This window comes from Sphaerotilus sp. (genome assembly GCF_013299175.1).
Lineage (GTDB): Bacteria > Pseudomonadota > Gammaproteobacteria > Burkholderiales > Burkholderiaceae_C > Sphaerotilus.
The window spans coordinates 1-21,947 of sequence record NZ_JAAFKF010000007.1; the positions used below are offsets into that span (position 1 = coordinate 1).

Genomic DNA, 21,947 nt, shown 5'->3' on the forward strand with positions numbered 1-21,947 from the left:
ACCCAGTCCACCCTCACGACCACGCTCCAGGACGACACCGGCCCCAGAGGCCCCGAGGACACCTGCCTCGTCTCCATCACCGGCCCCGGCTCCGTCGTCGAAGGCGAAGTCGCCTCCGGCTACACCATCACGCTGTCACAGGCAGCCACGAGCAGCGTCACCGTGCAACTGAGCTACTCGGGCACGGCCGAAAGCGGCGCGGATTACACCAAGGTGGCGTCGGTGACGATTCCGGCGGGCGTCACGTCCTACTCGTTCGGCATCGCCACCACCGACGATGCACTGGCCGAAGGAACCGAGCAGTTCGCGGTCACGCTGGGCGCCATCAGCGGCGGCTCGTTCGAGGCCATCGCGACAGATCCGGCGCATGCCTCGGTCACGACCTGCATCCTCGACGACACCGGCCCGCTGGCGCCGAATGGCCCCGGCACACCAGATGACGCCGACCGCGTGCTGGTGTCCATCACCGGACCCGACAGCGTGGTCGAAGGCGAAACCACCGGCGGCTACACCGTCTCGCTGAGCCAGCCTGCCGTCACCGATGTCGTCGTGCGGCTGGTCTACTCCGGCACCGCCACCGACGGCACGGACTATGTCAAGACCAGCAATGTGACGATCCCGGCCGGCCAATCGTCGGCCACGTTTCACATCGCAACGATTGACGATGCGCTCGCCGAAGGCACCGAAACCATCACCGTGGCACTCGGCCAGATCTCCGGTGGCGGGTTCGAGTCCATCGCCGGCAACCCGGCCCAAGCCTCGGTCACGACCCTGCTGCACGACGACGCCGGCCCGCAAGCCCCCGGCGGTGGCCACCCGCCCGACGCCCACGACACCGTGCTGGTGTCGCTCACCGGCCCAGGTTCGGTGATCGAAGGTGAAACCGCCAGCGGCTACACCGTCACGCTGTCGCAGCCAGCCCAGACCGATGTGCAGATCACGCTGACCTACGCCGGCACTGCCACCGCGGGCACGGACTACACCCCGGTGCTGACCATCACGGTACCGGCCGGCCAGACCTCGGCCCACTTCGACCTGCCCACCCGCGACGACGCACTCGCCGAAGGCACGGAAAACATCGTCGTCGCCCTCGGCGCGATCACCGGTGGAGGCTTCGAATCCGTGCTGGCCCATCCGCTGGCCACCTCCGTCACCACCAGCCTGGTCGATGATGTCGGCCCCGGTGGCGCCACGCCCGGTGGCGAAGACACGGTGCAGGTTTCGCTCGCCGGTCCCGGCCATGTCCTCGAAGGTGAAGTCGCCGCCGGCTACACCGTCACGCTGTCGCAGGCTGCCATCACCGACGTGGTGATCAAGCTCCACTACGCCGGCACCGCCACCGACGGCACCGACTACACCCGCGTCACCACGGTCACGGTCCCCGCCGGCCAGACCAGCGCCCACTTCGACATCGCCACCCTGCCCGATGCCGCAGCCGAGGGCACCGAGACCTTCACCATCACCCTGGGCACCCTCTCGGGCGGCGGCTTCGAGGCCATCCGCGGCAATCCCTCGGCCTACGCCGTGACGACCAGCATCACCGACACCGCCCACGCCCCCACGCCACAGGCCGATGTCGGCACCACCCGCGAAGACCAGCCGCTGCACGGCAACGTCCTGTCCAACGACAGCGACCCCGACGGCGATCCGCTGAGCGTGACCGGCTACACCTGGGGCGATGTCCACCACCCGGTCGGCACCACCGCGACGCTGCCCGGCATCGGCACCCTGGTGGTCGAAGCCGACGGCCGCTACACCTTCACCCCGGACAAGGACTACGCCGGCCCGGTGCCCGAGGTCTCGTGCAGCATCAGCGATGGCGCGCTCACCACCGTCTCGCACCTCACGCTGTCGATCACGCCGGTCAACGATGCCCCGACCCTGCACGGCGCCACCGCCGCCGTCAGCGAGGAAGGGCTGGCCGGTGGACACCCCGACTCGGCCACCGAATCCCACGCCACCCACGCCAGCGGCACCCTGCAGTTCAGCGACGTGGACAGCCCCAGCCTCACCTTCACGCTGGAAGCGCCCACCGGCCTGTACGCCAGCGGCGGCAAGGCGCTGACCTGGAGCGGCGACGGCTCGGCCGACCACCCGCTGGTCGGCATGGCGGGCGGTCAGGTGGTCCTGAGCGCCACCATCGACACGCAGGGTCACTACACAGTCGATCTGCAGGCCCCGCTCGACCACCCGGTGCGCAACACCGAGGACACGCTCACGCTGTCGCTGGGCGTGCAGGTCAGCGACGGCCAGTCCACCAGCACGGCCACGCTCGACGTGACGGTGCGCGACGACTCGCCGACGCCGTTCTGCACCGCCCGCAGCGCCGACCTGAGCCTGGTGCAGAACAACCTGCTGATCACGCTGGACGTGTCCGGCTCGATGAACACCTGCGACGGCATCAACGGCGCAACCCGCCTGCAAAGCGCCATCCAGTCCATCACCAAGCTGATCGACTCCTACGACAACCAGGGCGAGGTGGCGGTGCGGCTGGTGACGTTCTCGACCACCGGCGCCGAACGCGGCGACCACTGGATGACGGCAGCCGAGGCGAAATCCACCCTGGCGTCACTGTCCGCCAGTGGCAACACCAACTACGACGCCGCCCTCGACACCGCCCGCAGTGCCTTCACCGATCCCGGCCACCTCGACGGCGGCCACAACGTCGCGTACTTCTTCTCCGACGGACGGCCGAACCTGCCGACCAGCGACGTGGGCATCGACACCGGCGAGCAGCAGGTCTGGCAGAGTTTCCTCGACCAGCATGACATCCAGTCGTATGCCATCGGGCTGGGCAAGGACGTGCCGGTGTCGGCGCTGGAGCCGGTGGCGTGGAACGGACTCACGGGCACCGACGACCTCTCGCCGCTGCTCATCACCAGCTTCACGCAACTGGATGCCGTCCTGGCGCACACCGTGGCGCCAGCCATCACGGGGGATGTGGTCGATGGCGGCCTGCACAGCGTCACCGGCGCGGACGGCGGCCACCTGAGCGACATCGTCGTCAACGGTGTCCACCACGCCTGGGATCCGGCCACGAGCGTCTCCGACACGGTCACGTTCAAGACGGCGACCGGCGGCGAGTTCACCTTCGACATGGAGACCGGCCACTACACCTACCAGGCCCCGGCCGGCGCACGGGCGGACTACCAGGAAGTGCTGTCCTTCACCGTCACCGACCGCGACGGCGACACCCGCGGCGGCCAGATGACCCTGAGCGTCAACGCCGACGGCAGCGCGTCGTTCAACGGCACCTGCGCACCAGCGCCCACGCCTGCGCCCGCACCGGAACCGACGCCCGCACACACCGATACGCCCTCCTGTCTCAGTGGTGGCGTGCTGTCCTGGACACTGGCGGATCACCACAGCGACCCCAGTGGCGGCAGCAACACCAGCGCAGACACAAGCACAGGCACAGGCACGACCGGCACCTGCGGCAGCAACTCCAATCTGCACCTGGGTGACGTGCTGGGCAGCGGTAGCAGCCACGACGCGCTGGCAAACTGGAGCAGCACAGGCTGTGGCAGCACGTCCTCCACATCCGCGCCGGCCGCGGCCCCTGCACCGCCGGCACCTGCCTGCGGCACCTCGTCCGGCCCGGCGGATTGCCTGGGTGGCGGCACCTCGATCGATGCACACCTGGCCCAGACGCTCATCCAGCAGCACGCCGACGCGCTGCACACCTGCTGAGCCGCATCAGCTCCGGTAGTCGGCGTTGATCGTGACGTACTCGTGCGAGAAATCGCAGGTCCAGACCGTGGCGGCGGCGTCACCACGGTTCAGCCCGACGCGCACCGTGATCTCGGCTTGCTGCATCACGCGCTGGCCGTCTTCTTCGCGGTACGCGGCGCGGCGCCCGCCCTGGTGGACGACATGCACCTCGTCGAGGTACAGGTCGATCCGCGTCTGGTCGAGGTCGGCGATGCCCGCATAGCCGACGGCGGCCAGGATGCGGCCGAGGTTCGGGTCGCTGGCGAAGAATGCGGTCTTGACCAGCGGCGAATGGGCGATGGCGTAGGCGGCCTGCAGGCACTCGTCCTCGGTGCGACCACCTTCGATGCACACGGTGATGAACTTGGTGGCGCCCTCGCCGTCGCGCACGATGGCCTGCGCGAGTTGCTGCGACACGGCAACGACCGCAGCGCGCAGCGCCTGGCCATCCACCGAGTCCAGCGCGGTGATGGCCGGGTTGCCGGCCTGGTGCGTGGCGATCAGCAGGAAGCTGTCGTTGGTGGACGTGTCGCCGTCGATGGTGATGCGGTTGAAGCTGCGGTTGGCGGCCTCCGTCACCAGCGGCTGCAGCAGCGCGGGGTCGATCGCGGCGTCGGTGGCGACGAAACCGAGCATGGTGGCCATGTTCGGGCGGATCATGCCGGCGCCCTTGCTGATGCCGGTCACGGTCACGGTCTTGCCGCCGATCACGACCTGCCGCGACGCCGCCTTGGGCAAGGTGTCGGTGGTCATGATGCCGGCGGCGGCTTCGGCCCAGTGGTCCGGCCGCGCATCGGCCAGCGCCGCCGGCAGACCGGCGAGGATGCGCTCGCTCGGCAGCGTCTCCATGATCACGCCGGTCGAGAACGGCAGCACCTCCTCGGGCGCGATGTCCAGCATCTGCGCGAGCGCCACGCACACGGTGCGGGCGCGGACCAGGCCGTCGTCGCCCGTGCCGGCGTTGGCGTTGCCGGTGTTGATGACGATGGCGCGCTTGGCGGGGCCGGCGGCGAGGTGGTCGCGGCAGATCTGCACCGGTGCGGCACAGAAGCGGTTCTTGGTGAACACCCCCGCGACACTGCTGCCGGGCTCCAGCAGCACGACAGTCAGGTCACGGCGGTTGGCCTTGCGCACGCCGGCCATGGTGGTGCCGAGCTGCACGCCGGCGACCGGGTGCAAGTCCTGGGGGTTGGGAGCGGTGAGGTTGACGGGCATGGCACTCTGACAGTCGAAGCAAGAGGAGCGCAGACGCGGCCCCCGCTTGCCGATCAGTGTCAGGCAGTGGCCACGCTGTCGCGCGAAACGGCGATTGTAGGGAGGCTGTCGGTGGACAGGCGGGCCAGCAGGTGCTGGTCGCACAACTGGCCACGCGCGTCGCGCTCCACCTTGCGCATGAGACCTTCGCGCTGCAAGCCCAGACTCTCGGTGAACGCCAGCGCGCGCGTGTTGCGCACGTCGCACCACACCTCGATGCGCGCCATGCCGCGGTTGTAGGCCCAGTCCATGAGCGCCAGCGCCGCGTCGCGCATCAGGCCGCGTCCACGCTGGCGGCTGCAGCCAACGAAGCCAAGCTGACAGCGTGGGACGCCGAAATCGGCGCTGTGCAGATCGACACAGCCCACGTAGGTGCCGGTGTCGTACTCGAAGGCCAGGTACATCACGCCCTCGCCTTCGCTGTCCACCCAGTCGCGCTGGCGCTCGCAGTGTTCGAGTGCGGCGACAGCGTTCCAGTGGTGGTGGCCCCAGGCGACGAAGTCCAGATCGACCATCGAACGCTGCACGCTGGCATGGAAGGCCGGAGCGTGGCGGGGGTGGATCTTCTCCAGGCGGACGCGGCGACCCGGAATGGTTTCCGGGCTTCGGCGAAAGGTATCAGGCGTCATGGGCTTCTCGGCGCGGGCGGCCAAGGTTCAGGTCAATTTGCCGTGGCAGAGCTTGAACTTCTTGCCGCTGCCGCAGGGACAGGGATCGTTGCGGCCAGTGCGTTGCATCAGTTGCTCGGACAGCGGCTGCTCGGAGGGATCGGCGGCTTCTTGCGAGACGCTGCCATCTTCGTTGGGATGGGTGTAGGTGACATTGGCGAGGTGCTCTGCACGCTCTTCGATGGCCACCGCCGCCTGTGCCACTTCTTCCGGATTCTGGATACGCACCGTCATCAGCAGACGAGTCACCTCCATTTTTACCACATCCAGGAGCTGGCTGAAGAGTTCGAACGCCTCGCGCTTGTACTCCTGCTTCGGGTTTTTCTGGGCGTAGCCGCGCAGGTGGATGCCCTGGCGCAGGTAGTCCAGCGCCGAGAGGTGATCGCGCCAGTGGGTGTCGATCGCCTGCAGCAGCACCATGCGGCCGAAGTTGCCGAACTGGGTAGCGCCGACCATCTCCACCTTGGCGTTGTAGGCGGCATCCGCGGCCACGCGCACCGCCTCGACGATGTCCTCGTCGGTGGCTTCCTGGCTGGACTCGACCTGGGCCTTGAGCGGCACGTCGAGCTGCCATTCCTCGCGCAGCGTCTTCTCCAGCCCGTCCAGATCCCACTGCTCCTCGACGCTCTCGACCGGCACGAACGTCCGCACCACGTCGGTCATCGCGCCGCGGCGCAGGTGCGTGATCTGTGCGTCGATGTCGGTCTGCTCCAGCAGCTCGTTGCGCTGCTGGTAGATCACCTTGCGCTGGTCGTTGGAAACGTCGTCGTACTCCAGCAACTGCTTGCGCATGTCGAAGTTGCGGGCCTCGACCTTGCGCTGCGCGCTCTCGATCGAGCGGCTGACGATGCCGGCCTCGATCGCCTCGCCGTCGGGCATTTTCAGCCGGTCCATGATCGCCTTGACGCGGTCACCCGCGAAGATGCGCATCAGCGGATCATCCAGCGACAGGTAGAAGCGCGACGAGCCCGGATCGCCCTGGCGGCCAGCGCGGCCCCGCAACTGGTTGTCGATACGGCGGCTTTCATGGCGCTCGGTGGCGACGATGCGCAGGCCACCCAGCGACTTGACCTGGTCGTGCAGGCCCTGCCATTCGCGCTTGAGCTGCTCGACGCGCACGGCCTTGTCGGCGTCCGACAGGTCGGGGTCGGCTTCGACGAGCTGCACCTGCTTCTCGACGTTGCCGCCCAGCACGATGTCGGTGCCGCGGCCGGCCATGTTGGTGGCGATCGTCACCATCTTCGGGCTGCCAGCCTGGGCGATGATGGTCGCCTCGCGGGCGTGCTGCTTGGCGTTGAGCACCTGGTGCGGCAGACCCACCTTGGTCAGCATCTCGGCGACGAGTTCGGAGTTCTCGATCGAGGTCGTGCCCACCAGCACCGGCTGGCCGCGGCCGTAGCACTCCTGGATGTCCTTGACCACCGCCTCGTACTTCTCGCGGCCGGTCTTGTAGACCAGATCCAGCTCGTCCTTGCGCACCATCGGGCGGTTCGGCGGGATCACGACCGTCTCCAGGCCGTAGATTTCCTGGAACTCGTAGGCTTCGGTGTCGGCCGTGCCGGTCATGCCGCCGAGCTTGGCGTACATGCGGAAATAGTTCTGGAAGGTGATCGAGGCCAGCGTCTGGTTCTCGGCCTGGATCTTCACGCCTTCCTTGGCCTCCACCGCCTGGTGCAGCCCGTCCGACCAGCGGCGACCTGTCATCAGGCGCCCGGTGAACTCGTCCACGATGGTGATCTCGCCGTTTTGCGAGACGTAGTGCTGGTCGCGGTGGAAGAGGTGGTGCGCGCGCAGCGAGGCATAAAGGTGGTGGACCAGCGTGATGTTGGCGGCGTCGTACAGCGACGCGCCTGCCACCAGCAACCCGGCCTCGGCCAGCAGCGCCTCGGCCTTTTCGTGGCCATCTTCGGTGAGGAACACCTGGTGCGATTTCTCGTCGGCCGTGAAGTCACCTGGCTCGATCACCCCTTCGCCGGTCCGCGGGTCCGCTTCGCCGATCTGCTTTTTCAGGTGCGGCACGACGGCGTTGATGCGCACATACATGTCCGTGTGGTCGTCGGCCTGACCGGAGATGATCAGCGGCGTGCGGGCCTCGTCGATCAGGATCGAGTCCACTTCATCGACGATGGCGAAGTTCAGCGCCCGCTGCACGCGGTCCGCCACCTCGTAGACCATGTTGTCGCGCAGGTAGTCGAAACCGAATTCGTTGTTGGTGCCGTAGGTGATGTCGGCGGCGTAGGCGGCTTGCTTGTCTTCCCGCGACATGTTCGGCAGGTTCACGCCGACCGTCATGCCGAGGTAGTTGTAGAGCCCGCCCATCGTCTCGGCATCGCGTGCGGCGAGGTAGTCGTTGACCGTCACCACATGCACGCCCTTGCCGGCGAGTGCATTGAGGTAGACCGGCAGCGTCGCCATCAGCGTCTTGCCTTCGCCGGTGCGCATTTCGGCGATCTTGCCGTTGTGCAGGGCCATGCCGCCGATGAGCTGCACGTCGAAGTGGCGCATGCGCATGAAACGCTTGCCGGCCTCGCGGACGACGGCGAAGGCTTCGGGCAGCAGGTCGTCGAGCGAGGTGCCGGTGGCCACGCGCTGGCGGAATTCGCTGGTCTTGCCGCGCAGTTCGTCTTCGGAGAGCTTCTCGAATTGCACTTCCAGCGCGCTCACGCGCTCGACGACGCGCCGGTACTGCTTGAGCAGGCGGTCATTGCGGCTGCCGAAAATCTGGGTGAGGAGCTTGGGCAACATGAAGTGGACGCAGAGGCAGCAAACCCGCGGCGGTTCAGCCCATGTCGCGGGTGGGGATCGGAAGGAGGTGAGGTGCGGCCGGATGAACAGCAGCGTCGGCAGGCCAGGCCGGCACGCGGGTCAGGCGTGCCCTCGGACAACTTTTGAGTTTATCACCGGGACTTGCGGCGCCGGACCTGCGGGGTCACCGCAGCCGAAGCCCGCTCGGCAGCGCCGAGACTTTCACCGCGGGCGAGGAACTTCGCGGGATCCTGGGGCACGTCCTCCAGCAGCACCTCGAAGTGCAGATGGGGTCCGGTGGAGCGGCCGGTGCTGCCGACCAGGGCCACCTGCTGGCCACGGCGCACCAGATCGCCGGGCTTCACGAGGATCTGCGAGGTGTGGCCGTAGCGGGTGACCAGGCCGTTGCCGTGGTCGATCTGCAGTGCCATGCCATAGGCGCCGTCCCGTTCGGCCTCGATCACGCGGCCACCCGCGGCGGCGTGGATCGGTGTGCCAGTGGGTGCGGGAAAGTCCAGTCCGGTGTGCAGCGCGGCGCGGCGGTTGAAGGGATCGATGCGGAAACCGAAACCCGACCCCACGGGTCCGTCCACCGGCGAGATGCTGGGCACCATGAGCAACTCCAGACGCCGCGCCAGCAGGCGGGACTCGACCAGCACGAACACATCACCCGAGCGATCCGCCTGTGCATCCAGCAGACCCATGAGCTGGTCGATCTGCGCACCGGATCGACCCGACGCCGGCACGAACGGCCCGCCACGGGCGCCCGTGCCCGCTGCGGTCGGATGGGCCAGCGGTGTGGCCGCACCCGGTGCCTTGCCCGCATCGTCCAGCGCCCGCAGCTCCTCGGGCTTGATGCCGGCCAGCCCGGACACGCGTTCGCCGACCGCTTCGAGCTTGAGCAGCTTGGCCTGCAGCTCGCCCACCTTCTGGGCCATGGCATCGAGATTCTCGCGGGTGTAACGCTCGCGCTGCACGGCGTCCCGGCCCAGCACCGGCCCGACGATCTGGCTCACCACCGGCCAGCCATCGCGCACGGCCTTGAGGAAGACGAAGTGGTAGACGGTGCCCGACAGCAGGAGCATCGTGGCCACGAGCGCCGACAGGATCAGCCACAATTGCACCGGCCGCACATGCATGGAGCGCGTGCGCGCCAAGCCGCCATGGGTGATCAGAATATCCATCGTCGCTTCATTCCTCTTGCGAAACCGGCTGCAGCCGCTGCAGTGCCGGACGCTGTGCCCCTGGGTCAGGTACTGGACCGCTGCGAACCCCTGCTGCGCTTGCAGCAACGGCTGGCCGCCGCCAATGCCCACATGAACGCCGTGCGCCCGTTCCTGCCGCCGGCCCTGGCCCAGCACGTCCGGTCGGGTCCGACCGACCAGGAAAGCTGGACCTTGCTGGTGGCCAACCCGGCCGTCGCCGCCAAGCTGCGGCAGTTGCTGCCCCGGCTGGAGCAGGCGCTGCGGCAGCAGGGTTGCACAGCCCGCACCATCAAGATCCGCGTGCAGGCACCATCTTTGTGAGATTTTGCACGCAATGGCAGGGCCTGCCTTTCAAGGCCCTGAGCAAACACCAGTGCAGCGTTCGGAGATCTCAGGCTTTGCCCTGATTGGCCACGGCAGCGGCGGCCTTGGCAGCGGCTTCGGCATCGCCGAGGTAGTAGCTGCGGATGGGCTTGAGATCGGCGTCGAGTTCGTAGACCAGCGGAATGCCGTTGGGGATGTTGACACCCACGATGTCGTCGTCACCGATGTTGTCGAGGTACTTCACCAGGGCGCGGATCGAGTTGCCGTGGGCGGCGATGACGATGCGCTGACCCGATCGGATCGCGGGCGCGACCGACTCGTTCCAGAACGGCATCACGCGGGCGACCGTGTCCTTGAGGCATTCGGTCAGCGGAATCTGGTCGGGCTGGAGCTTGCTGTAGCGCACGTCCTGGCGCTGACCGCGCGGATCGTCGGCCTCCAGCGACGGCGGTGGCGTGTCGTAGCTGCGACGCCAGACCAGCACCTGCGCATCGCCGTATTGTTTGGCCATGTCGCCCTTGTTCAGGCCCTGCAATGCGCCGTAGTGGCGCTCATTGAGGCGCCAGTCATGCACCACGGGCAGCCAGGTGCGATCCATCTGGTCGAGCGCGTGCCACAACGTCCACACGGCGCGCTTGAGGACCGAGGTGTAGGCCACGTCGAAGTCGTAGCCCGCTTCCTTGAGGAGGCGGCCGGCTTGCCTGGCCTGTTCGACGCCGGTGGGGGTGAGTTCCACGTCGGTCCAGCCGGTGAAGCGGTTTTCCAGATTCCAGGTCGATTCGCCGTGGCGGATCAGAACGAGCTTGTACATGGCAGCAGCGGCCGGGCAGGCCGAGTTGAGAGAGAGACGGGCAAGGCGGAAGAATTGGCGCGAATTCTATAATCGGCGTCCTGAGCAACCTTGGCCGGCGGCCCGCCGGCGCCCACACCCTGTGAACTTCCTCTTCGACAACTGGATCTGGCTGCTGACGGCTGCGGCCTCGGGTGGTGCGTTGCTGTGGCCCATGCTGGGCAAGGGTGGCGGCGCGGACGCCGTGACCCCGGCCGAAACCGTGCAGATGATCAACCGCGAAAAGGCCGTGGTGATCGACGTGTGCGAGAGCGCCGAGTTCAGCGCCGGCCACGTCGTCGGCGCCCGCAGCGTGCCCCTGGCGACGCTGGAAGGCAGCAAGAGCCTGCCCACCAACAAGACGCTGCCCGTGGTGCTGGTCTGTGCATCGGGCGCCCGCGCGCGCCGCGCCGCCACCACCGTGCGCGGACTCGGACACCAGCGCGTGCATGTGCTGCAAGGCGGCATGGCCGGCTGGCGCGAGGCTGGTCTGCCGATCGAGAAATCCGCCTGACACCGCAACGCAAGGACGCACCACCATGAAGCCCGTGAAGATGTACACCACGCAGGTCTGCCCCTACTGCGTGCGCGCCAAGATGCTGCTCAAGCAACGCGGCGTGGCCGAGATCGACGAGGTCCGCATCGACCTGCACCCCGACCAGCAAGCGCAGATGATGGCCTTGACCGGCCGCCGCTCGGTGCCGCAGATCTTCATCGGCGACACCCACATCGGCGGCTGCGACGACCTGATGGCACTCGACAGCGCGGGCGGACTGCTGCCGCTTTTGCACGCCTGAGTCCGCGTCGGCACCGCCACTGACGGCCGCAGGCAACACCTGCTGGCCGCCTTCAGCGCAAGGTGCAAGGCTTTTGCGAGGGGCAGGCGCACAATCCGCGGTTTTGACTCAAGGCGAATCTCACGATTGGCCCGCCTTCCGGTGACCTCCGCACACTCGCAGCGCGCCACGCCACGCGACCTCGCTGCCCTGACCCTCGGCGCCCTGGGCGTCGTCTACGGCGACATCGGCACCAGCCCGCTGTACGCCCTCAAGGAAGTCTTCCACGCCGGGCATGTCCCGACCACGCCAGACAACATCCTCGGCGTGCTCTCCCTGATCTTCTGGACCATGACGGTCATCGTGTCGCTGAAGTACGTGCTGCTCATCCTGCGCGCGGACAACAACGGCGAAGGCGGCCTGATCGCCATGCTCGCGCTGGCCACCCACGCCGTGCGCGACCGCCCGCGGCTGCACCGCACGCTGATGGGCGTGGGCATGTTCGGCACCGCCATCTTCTACGGCGACGGCGTCATCACCCCGGCCATCTCGGTGCTCTCGGCGATCGAGGGACTGGAGATCGCTTCGCCGAGCCTGCACCCCTTCGTGCTGCCGCTGACGCTGCTCGTGCTGACCGGCCTGTTCGCCGTGCAGCGTTTCGGCACCGGTGGCATCGGCAAGGCGTTCGGGCCGGTGACGCTGGTGTGGTTCGGCGTGCTGGTGGCGCTCGGGCTGCCCTACATCATCGACAACCCTGGCGTGCTGGTGGCGCTCAACCCGCTGTATGCGTTCCACTTCTTCGCCGCGCAGCCCATGGTGGCCTTTGTCGGCCTGGGCGCGGTGGTGCTGTGCGTGACTGGCGGCGAGGCGCTCTACGCCGACATGGGCCACTTCGGCAAGCAGCCCATCCGCATCGCCTGGTACGCCTTCGTGATGCCCGCGCTGGTGGTCAACTACTTCGGCCAGGGCGCGATGCTGCTGAAAAACCCGGAAGCCATCGAGAACCCCTTCTTCCTGATGGCACCGAAGTGGGCTGCGCTGCCGCTGGTGTTCCTGGCGACCGCCGCCACCGTGATCGCCTCGCAGGCACTGATCACGGCGGCGTTCTCGGTGACGCGGCAGGCGGTGCAGCTCGGTCTGCTGCCACGGATGCGGATCGTCCACACCTCCGTGCGCGACCTCGGCCAGATCTACGTGCCCTTCGTCAACTGGGGGTTGTTCGCGTTCATCGTGCTGGCGGTGGCGCTGTTCAAGACCTCCACCAACCTCGCATCGGCCTATGGCATCGCGGTGACGCTGGACATGACGATCACCACGATCATGACCTTCTACGTCATCCGCCACGGCTGGAAGTACCCGCTGTGGCTGAGCCTGATGTCCACCGGCTTCTTCTTCGTCATCGACCTCGCCTTCTTTTCCTCGAACATGCTCAAGCTGTTCGGTGGCGGCTGGTTCCCGCTGGTGATCGGCGTCGCGATGTTCACGCTGATGCTGACCTGGCAGCAGGGCCGTGCCCTGATGAGCGACCGGCTGCGCGACGAAGCCATCGACCTGAAGTCCTTCCTGGAGGCCATCTTCGTGCATCCGCCGGTGCGCGTGTCCGGCACGGCGGTGTTCCTGTCGTCCGAGCCGGGCCTGACGCCCAATGCGCTCATGCACAACCTCAAGCACAACAAGGTGCTGCACGCGCACAACCTGTTCGTCACGGTGCGCCACCACGACATCCCCTGGGTCGGCTTCGAGCAGCGCATCAGCATGGAGCCACTCGGCCACGACTGCTGGCAGGTGACGCTGAACTTCGGCTTCAAGAACGAACCGGACGTGCCGCAGGCGCTGCAGTTGCTCGCCGGACGCGGCGTGCCGCTCGACGAGATGGACACCAGCTACTTCCTGTCGCGCGACATCGTGATGCCCACGATCGGCGCCGGCATGTCGCTGTGGCGCGAGAAGCTGTTCGCCAACATGCACCGCAATGCCGCCGCGGCGGCCGACTTCCTCAACCTGCCGACGAACCGGGTGGTGGAGCTGGGGTCGAAGGTCGAGATCTGACCAGCAGCAGTGCCGCCAGCACGCCGCAAACGGTGCCGCTGGCGTGGGCGAGCGGCGCGACCGCGATGTCCCAGCCGGGCGGCGTGACCAGCGTGTGCGCCCAGGCCCGCTCGCCCAGCACCTTGGCGCACAACCCCGCCAGCAGCAGCGCCCCGAGCACCCGCTCCCGCCGCAGCGGCGCCGTGCGCAGCAAGGCCACCGCTGCCACCGCCACACCGGCGTGCAGCACACCCGACAGCCCGCCGTAGCGCAGCAACGCCGGCTGCAGCAGCAAGCCCAGGTGCGTCAGCGGCCACGCCAGCCCCCAGGCCCAGGCGGCTTCGCGTGGCAGCCGCGCCACCCCACCCAGCAGCAGCACGAGTGCCGCACCCGCCAGATTGGCCAGCAGATGCAGCCCGCTCAGGTGGACCCAGGCCGCGCTCCACCAACGCCACGGCTCGCTCCACGCCAGCGCCGGCACCCATGCCAGCACCAGCCGCGCCAGACCGGGCCGCAGCGCGACCCCCAGACTCGGCAGCACCAGCAGCAGCCCCACGCCCAGCCAGGCATGGTGCAGCGAGGGCCTCAGCCGAACACCGCGCGCCACAGCGCCAGCACGGCGTCGCGGTGCGACCGCAGGGGACCGAGGTCCACCATGTCCACCTGCGTCGGGGCTTCGTCGAGCCGCGCCCGGTGCTGCACGCGGCGCAATTCACGGTAGGCATCGGCGGCGGCCACGCCCACGCCGGCGGACAGCAGCCCCGCCTGCTCGGCCCGCTGCAGCAGCGCGATGTTGCCGGCGTTGTCCTGCAGCGCCGGGTGCGCGGCGCTGTGGGCCAGCACCAGCCACTGCACGGCAAACTCCGCGTCCATCATCCCGCCACGGCTGTGCTTCACGTCGAAGCGCGTCGGCCGCACGGCATGGGCGTCGCGCACCCGCTCGCGCATGGCAGCGATCTCGCGCTTCAGCGCCTCCAGATCCCGCGGCGCCGTCAGCACGGCACGCCGTGTCGCCTCGAACCGCTCGGCCAGCGCGGGCGCACCAGCGCACCAGCGCGCCCGCGTGATCGCCTGGTGTTCCCAGGTCCACGCCGTGTTGCTGCCACGGCCCTGCTGGTAACGCGCGAAGGCAGCGACCGACGTGACCAGCAGCCCGGCGTTGCCGTTCGGGCGCAGCGCGGTGTCGATCTCGTAGAGGGCGCCCGCCGCCGTGCGCAGGGACAGCCAGGTGATGAGCTTGCGGGCGAAGGCGGCGTAGACCTCGCTGGCGCGGGTGTCCTCGTCGTCGTAGAGGAAGACGATGTCAAGGTCGCTGCCGTAACCAAGCTCTTTACCACCGAGCTTGCCGTAGGCGACCACGGCGAAGCAGGGCGTCTCGCGGTGACGGGTGCGCAGGTGGTGCCAGGCCCAGTGCAGCGTGCGCTCCAGCGTCGCATCGGCCAGCGCGGAGAGGTCGTCGGCGACCTGCTCGACGGTGATCTCGGCCTCGACATCGCGCACCAGCGTGCGGAACGTCTCGGCCTGGTGGGCGCGGCGCAGCGTGTCGAGCAGCGCCCCCTCGTCGGCCTCGCCAGCGCGTATCCAGGCCTGGTGGCGATCCTCCAGGTCGCGGGCATAGGCGGTGGCGTCAAACCGTTCGTGCATCAGCCGTGCGTCGGCCAGTTCGTCGATCACGCCGGGGTGCTGCATGAGGTAGCGCATCGGCCACCGCGCCAGTCCCAGCAGGTGCAGCAGCCGCCCCAGCACCTCGCCCCGCTCCGCCAGCAGCGCCAGATAGCTCTCGCGGCGCAGCAGCGGCTCCAGCCAGTCGATGAAGCGCAACAGCGCACCCTCACCCGCGCCTGCCGGCGCCAGCGCCAGCCGATGCGCCCGCAGCAGCAGCCGCACCAGCCGCGCGCGCCCCTCGTCGCGCAGCAGCGCCACCCGCGGCGACGCCACCAGCAGCCGCAGCCGCTCCGCCAGCGCCGCGGTCAGCTCGGGCGCCTGCGGCAATTGCTCCAGCGTCGGTGGTGCGCCGGTGCAGCGGCTGCAACTGCCCGTGCCTGCCCGCGCGGGGGTGCTGCGTCCTTCGTGCAGCAAGGCATCGAACTCGGTCGCCACCAGCTCGCGGTGGGTACACAAGGCGTCGAGCAGCTCGCAGGTGTCGGCAGTGCAGGCCGCCAGCCCCATCGAGGCCGCGATCCAGCGCAGATCGGCGTCCACCGTAGGCAGCAGGTGGGTCTGCTGGTCGTCGAGGTACTGGATGCGGTGCTCGATCCGGCGCAGGAAGGTGTAGGCCGCGGCCAGCTTGTCGGCCGTCTCGGGCGGGATCAGGCCGACACCGGCCAGCCGCTGCAGTGCCTTGGGCGTCGGGCGGGTGCGGATCTCGGGAAACTGACCACCACGCACCACCTGCAGCAACTGCACGATGAACTCGATCTCGCGGATGCCACCCCGCGAAAGCTTCACGTCGTTGGCGCGCTCGGGGCGGCCGGCGGCGCGCCGGTTGGCCTCGTCGCGCACCTTCTGGTGCAACTGGCGCAGGCCCTCGAAGACGCCGTAGTCGAGGTAGCGCCGGTACACGAACGGCGTCACCACCTCGCCCAGCGCCCGCGCCCGGCCCGACGCGATGGCGTCCTGCGGCGCGACGACCCGGCTCTTGAGCCACGCGAACCGCTCCCACTCGCGCCCCTGCACCAGGAAATACTCTTCGAGCATCGCCAGACTCACCACGGGCGGGCCGGAGTTGCCGTTGGGCCGCAGCGCCAGATCGACACGGAAGACGAAGCCATCCTCGGTCACGTCGCCGATCAGCGCCCGCAGCGAGCGCGCCACCAGCGAGAAGTATTCGTGCGCCGACAGCACACCGCCCCCCTGCGGGCGCCCGACAGTCTGGCCATCCGCCTCGTAGACGTAGACCAGGTCGATGTCGGAGGACACGTTCAGCTCGCGCGCACCGAGCTTGCCCATGCCAACGATCCAGAAATCGATCGGGGCACCATCGGCGGTGCGCGGGGTGCCGTGCAGGGCGTCCTGCTCCGCGCGGGCGGCGGCCAGCGCAGCGTCGAGCGTCACTTCGGCCAGCTCGGTCATCGCGCGGGTGACGACCTCGACCTCGGCCTGCTGCTCGACATCCAGCACCACCAGCCGCTCCATCACCAACTGCCGCGTCAGCCGCAGCGCAGAGGCGAGGCTGCGGCCCCGCGCCAGCCAGGCGTCGAGCGTGGACTGGATGGTGTGCCGCTGCGGCGCGCCTTCGGCCAGCAGCGCCAGATCGGCACCGCGCACCCGGCGCACCCGCTGCACGTAGCGGCTGTGGTCAGCACCGGCGGAGGTGACGGAGGTCACGGCCGTCTCGGAGGGGGTCTGCATGGCATTCTTTCGGGTCTGTGCTAGCTTCGCTGTGTTCCGTTCACCGGCGCCTGGTTCGGCTGCATTCATGCCTGTGGTTCCCTGGTCATCCGATCTGCTGCACTGGAGCCGGCGTGCCGGCGGGTTGCTGCTGCGCGTCGCATTCTGGAGCATGGCTGCCCTGGCTGCCCTGACGTTGACCGCGTGGCTGATCCTGCAGTGGGGGATTTTGCCGCGCCTGGCGCATTGGAAACCTGAGCTGCAAGCCTGGGCGAGCCACTCGCTGGGGCTGGAGGTGCGGCTGGGCGGGCTGCAGGTCACGGGCAATGCGTGGGCGCCGGTGGTGACGCTGCACGACCTGCGCCTGGTCGATGCACGGGGACAGGAGGCGCTGCGCCTGGCGCGGGTCGAGGCCGTGATCACGCCCGGTTCGCTCTTGCCGCGTTCGCCCACGCGCTGGCTACCGCATGTGCAGCGGCTGGCCTTCGACGCGCTGCACCTGGCGGTGCGCCGCGACGTGCGCGGACGGGTGTTCCTCGCCGGTCTGCCGCTGGAGCGCACCGACGCGGTGGACGGTGGCGGACAGGTGGCCGACTGGCTCTTCAGCCAGTCCGAGATCCGGCTGCACGGGGCCAGCCTGTCGTGGCAGGACGAGCAGCGCGGTGCAGAGCCGCTGGTGCTGACGGGCGTGGACCTGGACCTGCGCAACCCGCTGGGCCGCCACGTCCTCCACCTGAGCGCCACGCCGCCGCAGGGCTGGGGCAGCCGCTTCACCGTCAGCGCCGAGATGACCCACCCGCTGCGCACGCTGCTGTCGATGGCCGGGCTGCAGCACCCCGGCGACTGGCGCCAGTGGGAGGGCGCCGTGCAGGCCGACTGGCCGCTGGTCGATGTGAGCCAGTTGCGTCGGCATGTGGATCTGCCGTTCGACCTGCTGGAAGGCCGTGGCCGCCTGGCCACCCGCATCGACGTGGCACAGGGCCGCCTGTCCGGCGCCACCGCGGACCTGCAGTTGCAGGCGGTCACGCTGCGGGTCGCCAAGGGGCTGCCGCCGGTGGCGCTGCGGCGCATTGCCGGGCAACTGGAGGTGCGCCATGGCGACCAGGGCAGCGTGGTGCGGGCGCACCAGCTCTCGTTCCAGTCACAGCCACCTGCCGACGCCACGGCCACCACCGCCACCCCCGACCCGAGCGCATGGCCCGCCACCGACCTGGAGCTGACCCTGCGCGGCGCTCCCGGCGCGTGGACGGGTGGCACGTTCACGGCATCACTGGTCGATCTGGGCTTGCTGGCGCAGTCGGCGGCGCATGTGCCGCTGGCCGAGCCGGTGCGGCGGCTGCTGGACGCCACCCGCCCGCGCGGCCAGGTGCGCCAGCTCGCCTGCGAATGGACCGGCGACGTGGAGCGCCCCGACCACTGGCGCGCCCGCGGTGCGGCCGATGCGCTGCAACTGGCGGCAGCCCCCGTCACCGCCGCCCTCACCGCGACCGCCACGCCGGGTCGCCCCGGCCTGCGCGGCGGCCACGTGCGCTTCGACGCCACGGACCTCGGCGGCCAGGCCGATCTGCGCATCCATGCGGGCGAACTCGACTTCCCCGGCGTGTTCGAACAGCCCCGCGTCGCGCTCGACCACCTGCAGGCCGACGTGCGCTGGCAACTGCACCGCCCGCGCAATGCAGCGCCGGGTACGCGCCCGGCCATCGAGGTCGCGGTGCGACACGCCGTCTTTGCCAACGCCGACGGGGACGGCGCGTTCTCCGGTCACTGGCGCAGCGGCCCGCCGGGTGGTCCGACCTTCGGCCGCAGTGGCTGGCTGCCCGGCACGCTGGACCTCGACGCCACCGTCCACCAGCTCCGCGCCGACCGCATCCACCGCTACCTGCCGCTGGGTCTGGCGGCCTCGGTGCGCGACTACGTGCGGGCCGCGGTGCTGAGCGGATCGGCGCAGAACGTGCGCGCACGGGTACGCGGTCCCGTGCTCGACTTTCCCTACCCGGCGCCGGAGCAGGGCGAGTTCGCCCTCGGCGGCCACTTCGAGGGCGTCACCCTCGACGCCGTGCCCGGCAGCGCCTGGCCGCACTGGACCGATGGCGCCGGCCAGCTCGTCATCGACGGCCAGCGCCTGCGGCTGCTGCAGACCCGTGCGCGGCTCGGCCAGACCGGCGGTGGTCGCTTCGCGCTGGAGGCGATCGAGGGCAGCATCGACAACCTCGGCCACGACCCCGTGCTGCACCTGCGCGGCCACGGCCACGGTCCCGTCACCGACACGCTGCACTACCTGCGCACCAGCCCGATCGACGGGTGGCTGGACCACGCCTTCGCGCCCGCCCAGGGCGATGGACTCGCCCGGCTGGCACTGCAACTCGCCGTGCCGCTGCAGCGGGCCGGGGACACCACCGTGCAGGGCCACGTCGATCTGGCCGACACGCGGCTGCAGATGCGCCCGGACACACCCGCGCTCGACCACCTGCAAGCACAGCTCGACTTCACCGAACACAGTTTCCGGCTCTCGCAGGGCGTGGCCCAGGTGGCGGGCGGCCCGCTCGCCTTCGAGGGGCACCTGGACGACACCGGCGTGCTGCGTTTCGCCGGCCATGGCAGCGCGACCGCACAGGGCCTGCGCACGCTCGACACGGTCGCCCCTGTCGCACGGCTGGCGCACGCATTCGATGGACAAGCCGACTACCGGCTCCAGCTCGACCTCACCCCGGGTGGTCCGACCGTGCAGGTGGACAGCGACCTCACCGGGCTGACCAGCCGCCTGCCTGCGCCGCTGCGCAAGCCGGCGGCGCAGGCCCTGCCGCTGCGGGTGCGCCTCGCACCGCAGGCCAACCCGGCACACACCGGGCTGCAGATCGACGCAGGCACGGCCGCAGCACCGGTGCTCCACACCCGGCTGCTGTTCGAGGGCGATCACGGCGATCGGCTGCTGGGCGGGCGGGTGCAGGTGGGCGCAGCCGATGGCCTGCCGTGGCCGGACAGCGGACTCGGCGTCAGTGTCGTGCTGCCGCGCTTGTCGCTGGACGCGTGGCAAGGCTGGCTGGAACAGCAGAGCCAGCCGGCGACCGCGGGCGCGGACAGTGGGCTGGCCGCCGTGCTGCGCCAGGTGCGCCTGCAGGTGGCGGACCTCACGCTGCACGGCCACCGCCTGACCGGCGTCCGCGCCCAGCTCCAGCAGACCGGCACGCCCGCTGCCCCGGTCTGGAGCGGTGCCGTAGAAACCGACCAGTTCGCCGGGCAGCTCACGCGGCGGACGGGCGCGGTGCAGGTGCGGCTCGGGCGTCTGGCGCTGCCGCTGCCCATCGATCCACTGGCCGAGGCGGGCGTCCACCGCCCGGCCAGCGCGGAGCCGCTGCCCGCGCTCGACGTGGTGGTCGATGACCTCGTGGTGGGGGAGCGCCACCTCGGCCGACTCGCCTTGCAGGGTGGCCCCGCCCCGGCGGCTCGGTTGCCCACCACGGCGACCGGGGAATGGCACCTGCAGCAGTTCTCGCTCACGCGTCCCGAAGCGCGGCTGCAGGCGGTGGGCCAGTGGAACCCCGCCGACCCGGACACCTCCGCCCACGCCGCCACCGATGCAGGTCCGGGCACCAGCCGCCTGACCTTCCGGCTGGAGGTGGACGACGGCGGGCGGTGGCTCGACCAACTGGGCTGGCCCGGCACGCTGCGCGGCGGGCGCGGCCAGATCGGCGGACAGCTCCACTGGCCCGGCCCGCCCACCGCGCTGGCGCTGGCGCAACTGGGCGGCGCGGTGCGGCTGGACTTCGCTGGTGGCCAGTGGCTGCAGGCCGATCCCGGTGGTGCTGGCCGCCTGCTGGGCGTGCTCAACCTGCAATCGCTGACGCGGCGGCTCTCGCTCGACTTCCGCGATCTCTACCAGCAGGGCTTCAGCTTCGACCACCTCGACGGCGACGTGCAGATCCAGCGCGGCCAGGCCCGCACGCACAACCTGCGGGTGCGCAGCGTGCAGGCCATGGTGCTCGCCGAGGGCAGCACCAGCCTGGGCAGCGCCACGCAGGACGTGCGGGTCTGGGTGGTGCCGGACCTCAACGCCGGGGCGGCCTCGCTGGCCTATGCCGTGGTGAACCCGGTGGTGGGGCTGGGCACGCTGGTGACCCAGTGGCTGCTGCAGCGCCCGCTCGCCGAAGCCGCCACCCGCGAATTCCACATCACCGGCCACTGGGACACGCCACTGGTCACGCCCATCGACCGCACCCAAGACGCCCATCCCCTGCCCCGAAAGGACCAGATGCCATGAAAGTCGCCGCCATCCAGATGGTCTCGTCGCCCCGGATCGGCGACAACCTCGCCCGCGCCACCGAACTCGTCACCCACGCCGCGCAGCAGGGGGCAGAGCTGGTCGTGTTGCCCGAATACTTCTGCCTGATGGGATGGCAGGACCGCGACAAGCTGGCCGTGGCCGAGCCACCCGGACACGGCCCGGTCCAGGCCACGCTGGCGGCACTCGCCCGCACGCTGGGGGTGTGGCTGGTGGGCGGCACGCTGCCGATGGCCCTGGATGGCGACCCTGAACACGCCGCCAACACCTCGCTGGTCCACGGGCCGGACGGTGCGCTCGCGGCCCGCTACGACAAGATCCACCTGTTCCGCTACGACGACGGCGAGCGCCGCTACGACGAGGCCGCCACCCTGCGGCCGGGCGCGGAGCCGGTGGCTTTCGATGCGGTGGCGCGCGACGGTGGGGTCCACCGGGTGGGGTTGTCGGTCTGCTATGACCTGCGGTTTCCGGAGCTGTATCGGCGCCTGATGCAGCCACCGTGCAGCGTGCTGGTGGTGCCGGCCGCCTTCACCTGGCCGACCGGGCAGGCGCATTGGGCGCTGCTGCTGCGCGCCCGGGCGGTGGAAAACCAGTGCTACGTCATCGCCAGCGCCCAGGGCGGACACCACGAAAACGGCCGGCGCACCTGGGGGCACTCGATGGTCGTGGACCCGTGGGGAACCGTGCTGGCCGAGCTGGACGAGGGCGAGGGCGTCGTGCTGGCCGAGATGGACCCGGTGCTGCTGGACCGTGTGCGCCGGCAACTGCCGGCGCTGCAGCACCGGCGGCTCTGAGCCA

14 protein-coding genes are annotated in these 21,947 nt (G+C 69.7%); 7 read left to right on the forward strand and 7 right to left on the reverse strand.

Annotation, left to right across the window (positions count from 1 at the left end):
- On the forward strand, positions 1–3,690 hold a 3,690-nt coding region (locus QZW52_RS02295; protein ID WP_293994768.1), incomplete at its 5' end, for an immunoglobulin-like domain-containing protein.
- A gap of 6 nt (positions 3,691–3,696) precedes the next feature.
- On the opposite strand, the gene argJ is transcribed toward QZW52_RS02295, so the two are convergent.
- From argJ to QZW52_RS02315, 4 genes are all read right to left on the reverse strand, one after another.
- A complete protein-coding gene (gene argJ / locus QZW52_RS02300) occupies positions 3,697–4,926 on the reverse strand; it encodes a bifunctional glutamate N-acetyltransferase/amino-acid acetyltransferase ArgJ (RefSeq protein WP_293994771.1) in 1,230 nt (409 codons plus the stop codon).
- A 59-nt stretch (positions 4,927–4,985) separates the two neighbouring features.
- Positions 4,986–5,594 (reverse strand): GNAT family N-acetyltransferase, encoded by a 609-nt coding sequence (locus QZW52_RS02305; protein WP_293994773.1) that lies wholly within the window; start codon positions 5,592–5,594, stop codon positions 4,986–4,988.
- Between the two features lie 27 nt (positions 5,595–5,621).
- Positions 5,622–8,378 (reverse strand): preprotein translocase subunit SecA, encoded by a 2,757-nt coding sequence (gene secA, locus QZW52_RS02310; protein ID WP_293994776.1) that lies wholly within the window; start codon positions 8,376–8,378, stop codon positions 5,622–5,624.
- A gap of 152 nt (positions 8,379–8,530) precedes the next feature.
- On the reverse strand, positions 8,531–9,562 hold the full coding sequence (locus QZW52_RS02315) for a M23 family metallopeptidase (RefSeq protein WP_293994778.1): 1,032 nt from the start codon (positions 9,560–9,562) through the stop codon (positions 8,531–8,533).
- Here QZW52_RS02315 and QZW52_RS02320 point away from each other — a divergent pair.
- Positions 9,542–9,904 carry a DciA family protein gene (locus tag QZW52_RS02320; RefSeq protein WP_293994780.1) on the forward strand — a complete coding sequence of 121 codons (363 nt, stop codon included), beginning with the start codon at positions 9,542–9,544 and terminating at the stop codon, positions 9,902–9,904. The genes QZW52_RS02315 and QZW52_RS02320 overlap by 21 nt on opposite strands.
- Positions 9,905–9,974: 70 nt before the next feature.
- Here QZW52_RS02320 and gpmA read toward each other — a convergent pair whose 3' ends face one another.
- On the reverse strand, positions 9,975–10,718 hold the full coding sequence (gpmA, locus tag QZW52_RS02325) for a 2,3-diphosphoglycerate-dependent phosphoglycerate mutase (protein ID WP_293994782.1): 744 nt from the start codon (positions 10,716–10,718) through the stop codon (positions 9,975–9,977).
- Positions 10,719–10,839: 121 nt separating this feature from the next.
- On the opposite strand from gpmA, the gene QZW52_RS02330 reads away from it, so the two are divergent.
- The 3 genes from QZW52_RS02330 to QZW52_RS02340 all read left to right on the forward strand — a co-directional run bounded on the left by QZW52_RS02330 (position 10,840) and on the right by QZW52_RS02340 (position 13,561).
- Positions 10,840–11,250 carry a rhodanese-like domain-containing protein gene (locus QZW52_RS02330; protein ID WP_293994785.1) on the forward strand — a complete coding sequence of 137 codons (411 nt, stop codon included), beginning with the start codon at positions 10,840–10,842 and terminating at the stop codon, positions 11,248–11,250.
- A 25-nt stretch (positions 11,251–11,275) separates the two neighbouring features.
- Positions 11,276–11,533 (forward strand): glutaredoxin 3, encoded by a 258-nt coding sequence (grxC, locus tag QZW52_RS02335; RefSeq protein WP_293994787.1) that lies wholly within the window; start codon positions 11,276–11,278, stop codon positions 11,531–11,533.
- Between the two features lie 126 nt (positions 11,534–11,659).
- Positions 11,660–13,561: a potassium transporter Kup gene (locus QZW52_RS02340; protein ID WP_434738255.1), complete on the forward strand. Its 1,902-nt coding sequence runs from the start codon at positions 11,660–11,662 to the stop codon at positions 13,559–13,561.
- On the opposite strand, the gene rrtA is transcribed toward QZW52_RS02340, so the two are convergent.
- Both rrtA and glnE read right to left on the reverse strand, forming a co-directional pair.
- The gene (gene rrtA, locus QZW52_RS02345; RefSeq protein ID WP_293994790.1) at positions 13,509–14,147 is read right to left on the reverse strand and encodes a rhombosortase; all 639 of its coding nucleotides are present in this window, start codon (positions 14,145–14,147) and stop codon (positions 13,509–13,511) included. The two genes, QZW52_RS02340 and rrtA, sit on opposite strands and share 53 nt — an antisense overlap.
- Positions 14,126–16,891: a bifunctional [glutamate--ammonia ligase]-adenylyl-L-tyrosine phosphorylase/[glutamate--ammonia-ligase] adenylyltransferase gene (glnE, locus tag QZW52_RS02350; RefSeq protein ID WP_293994792.1), complete on the reverse strand. Its 2,766-nt coding sequence runs from the start codon at positions 16,889–16,891 to the stop codon at positions 14,126–14,128. The genes rrtA and glnE overlap by 22 nt, the downstream gene beginning before the upstream one ends.
- Before the next feature lie 67 nt (positions 16,892–16,958).
- Here glnE and QZW52_RS02355 point away from each other — a divergent pair, with 67 nt between their 5' ends.
- Together QZW52_RS02355 and QZW52_RS02360 are read left to right on the forward strand one after the other, a co-directional pair.
- Complete coding sequence (locus QZW52_RS02355; protein ID WP_293994795.1) at positions 16,959–21,128, forward strand: YhdP family protein; 4,170 nt, start codon at positions 16,959–16,961, stop codon at positions 21,126–21,128.
- Entirely contained in the window at positions 21,125–21,943 is an 819-nt protein-coding gene (locus tag QZW52_RS02360) for a carbon-nitrogen hydrolase family protein (RefSeq protein WP_293994797.1), read from the forward strand. The genes QZW52_RS02355 and QZW52_RS02360 overlap by 4 nt, the downstream gene beginning before the upstream one ends.
- The last annotated feature ends 4 nt before the right edge of the window (positions 21,944–21,947 follow it).

What these genes read in the sequence shown, in the direction of transcription:
- secA (WP_293994776.1), bottom strand. Translation starts at nt 8,378, where the DNA reads ATGTTGCCCAAGCTCCTCACCCAGATTTTCGGCAGCCGCAATGACCGC.
- QZW52_RS02315 (WP_293994778.1), bottom strand. Translation starts at nt 9,562, where the DNA reads ATGGATATTCTGATCACCCATGGCGGCTTGGCGCGCACGCGCTCCATG.
- QZW52_RS02360 (WP_293994797.1), top strand. Translation starts at nt 21,125, where the DNA reads ATGAAAGTCGCCGCCATCCAGATGGTCTCGTCGCCCCGGATCGGCGAC.
- gpmA (WP_293994782.1), bottom strand. Translation starts at nt 10,718, where the DNA reads ATGTACAAGCTCGTTCTGATCCGCCACGGCGAATCGACCTGGAATCTG.
- QZW52_RS02320 (WP_293994780.1), top strand. Translation starts at nt 9,542, where the DNA reads ATGGGTGATCAGAATATCCATCGTCGCTTCATTCCTCTTGCGAAACCG.
- glnE (WP_293994792.1), bottom strand. Translation starts at nt 16,891, where the DNA reads ATGCAGACCCCCTCCGAGACGGCCGTGACCTCCGTCACCTCCGCCGGT.
- argJ (WP_293994771.1), bottom strand. Translation starts at nt 4,926, where the DNA reads ATGCCCGTCAACCTCACCGCTCCCAACCCCCAGGACTTGCACCCGGTC.
- QZW52_RS02355 (WP_293994795.1), top strand. Translation starts at nt 16,959, where the DNA reads ATGCCTGTGGTTCCCTGGTCATCCGATCTGCTGCACTGGAGCCGGCGT.
- QZW52_RS02305 (WP_293994773.1), bottom strand. Translation starts at nt 5,594, where the DNA reads ATGACGCCTGATACCTTTCGCCGAAGCCCGGAAACCATTCCGGGTCGC.
- grxC (WP_293994787.1), top strand. Translation starts at nt 11,276, where the DNA reads ATGAAGCCCGTGAAGATGTACACCACGCAGGTCTGCCCCTACTGCGTG.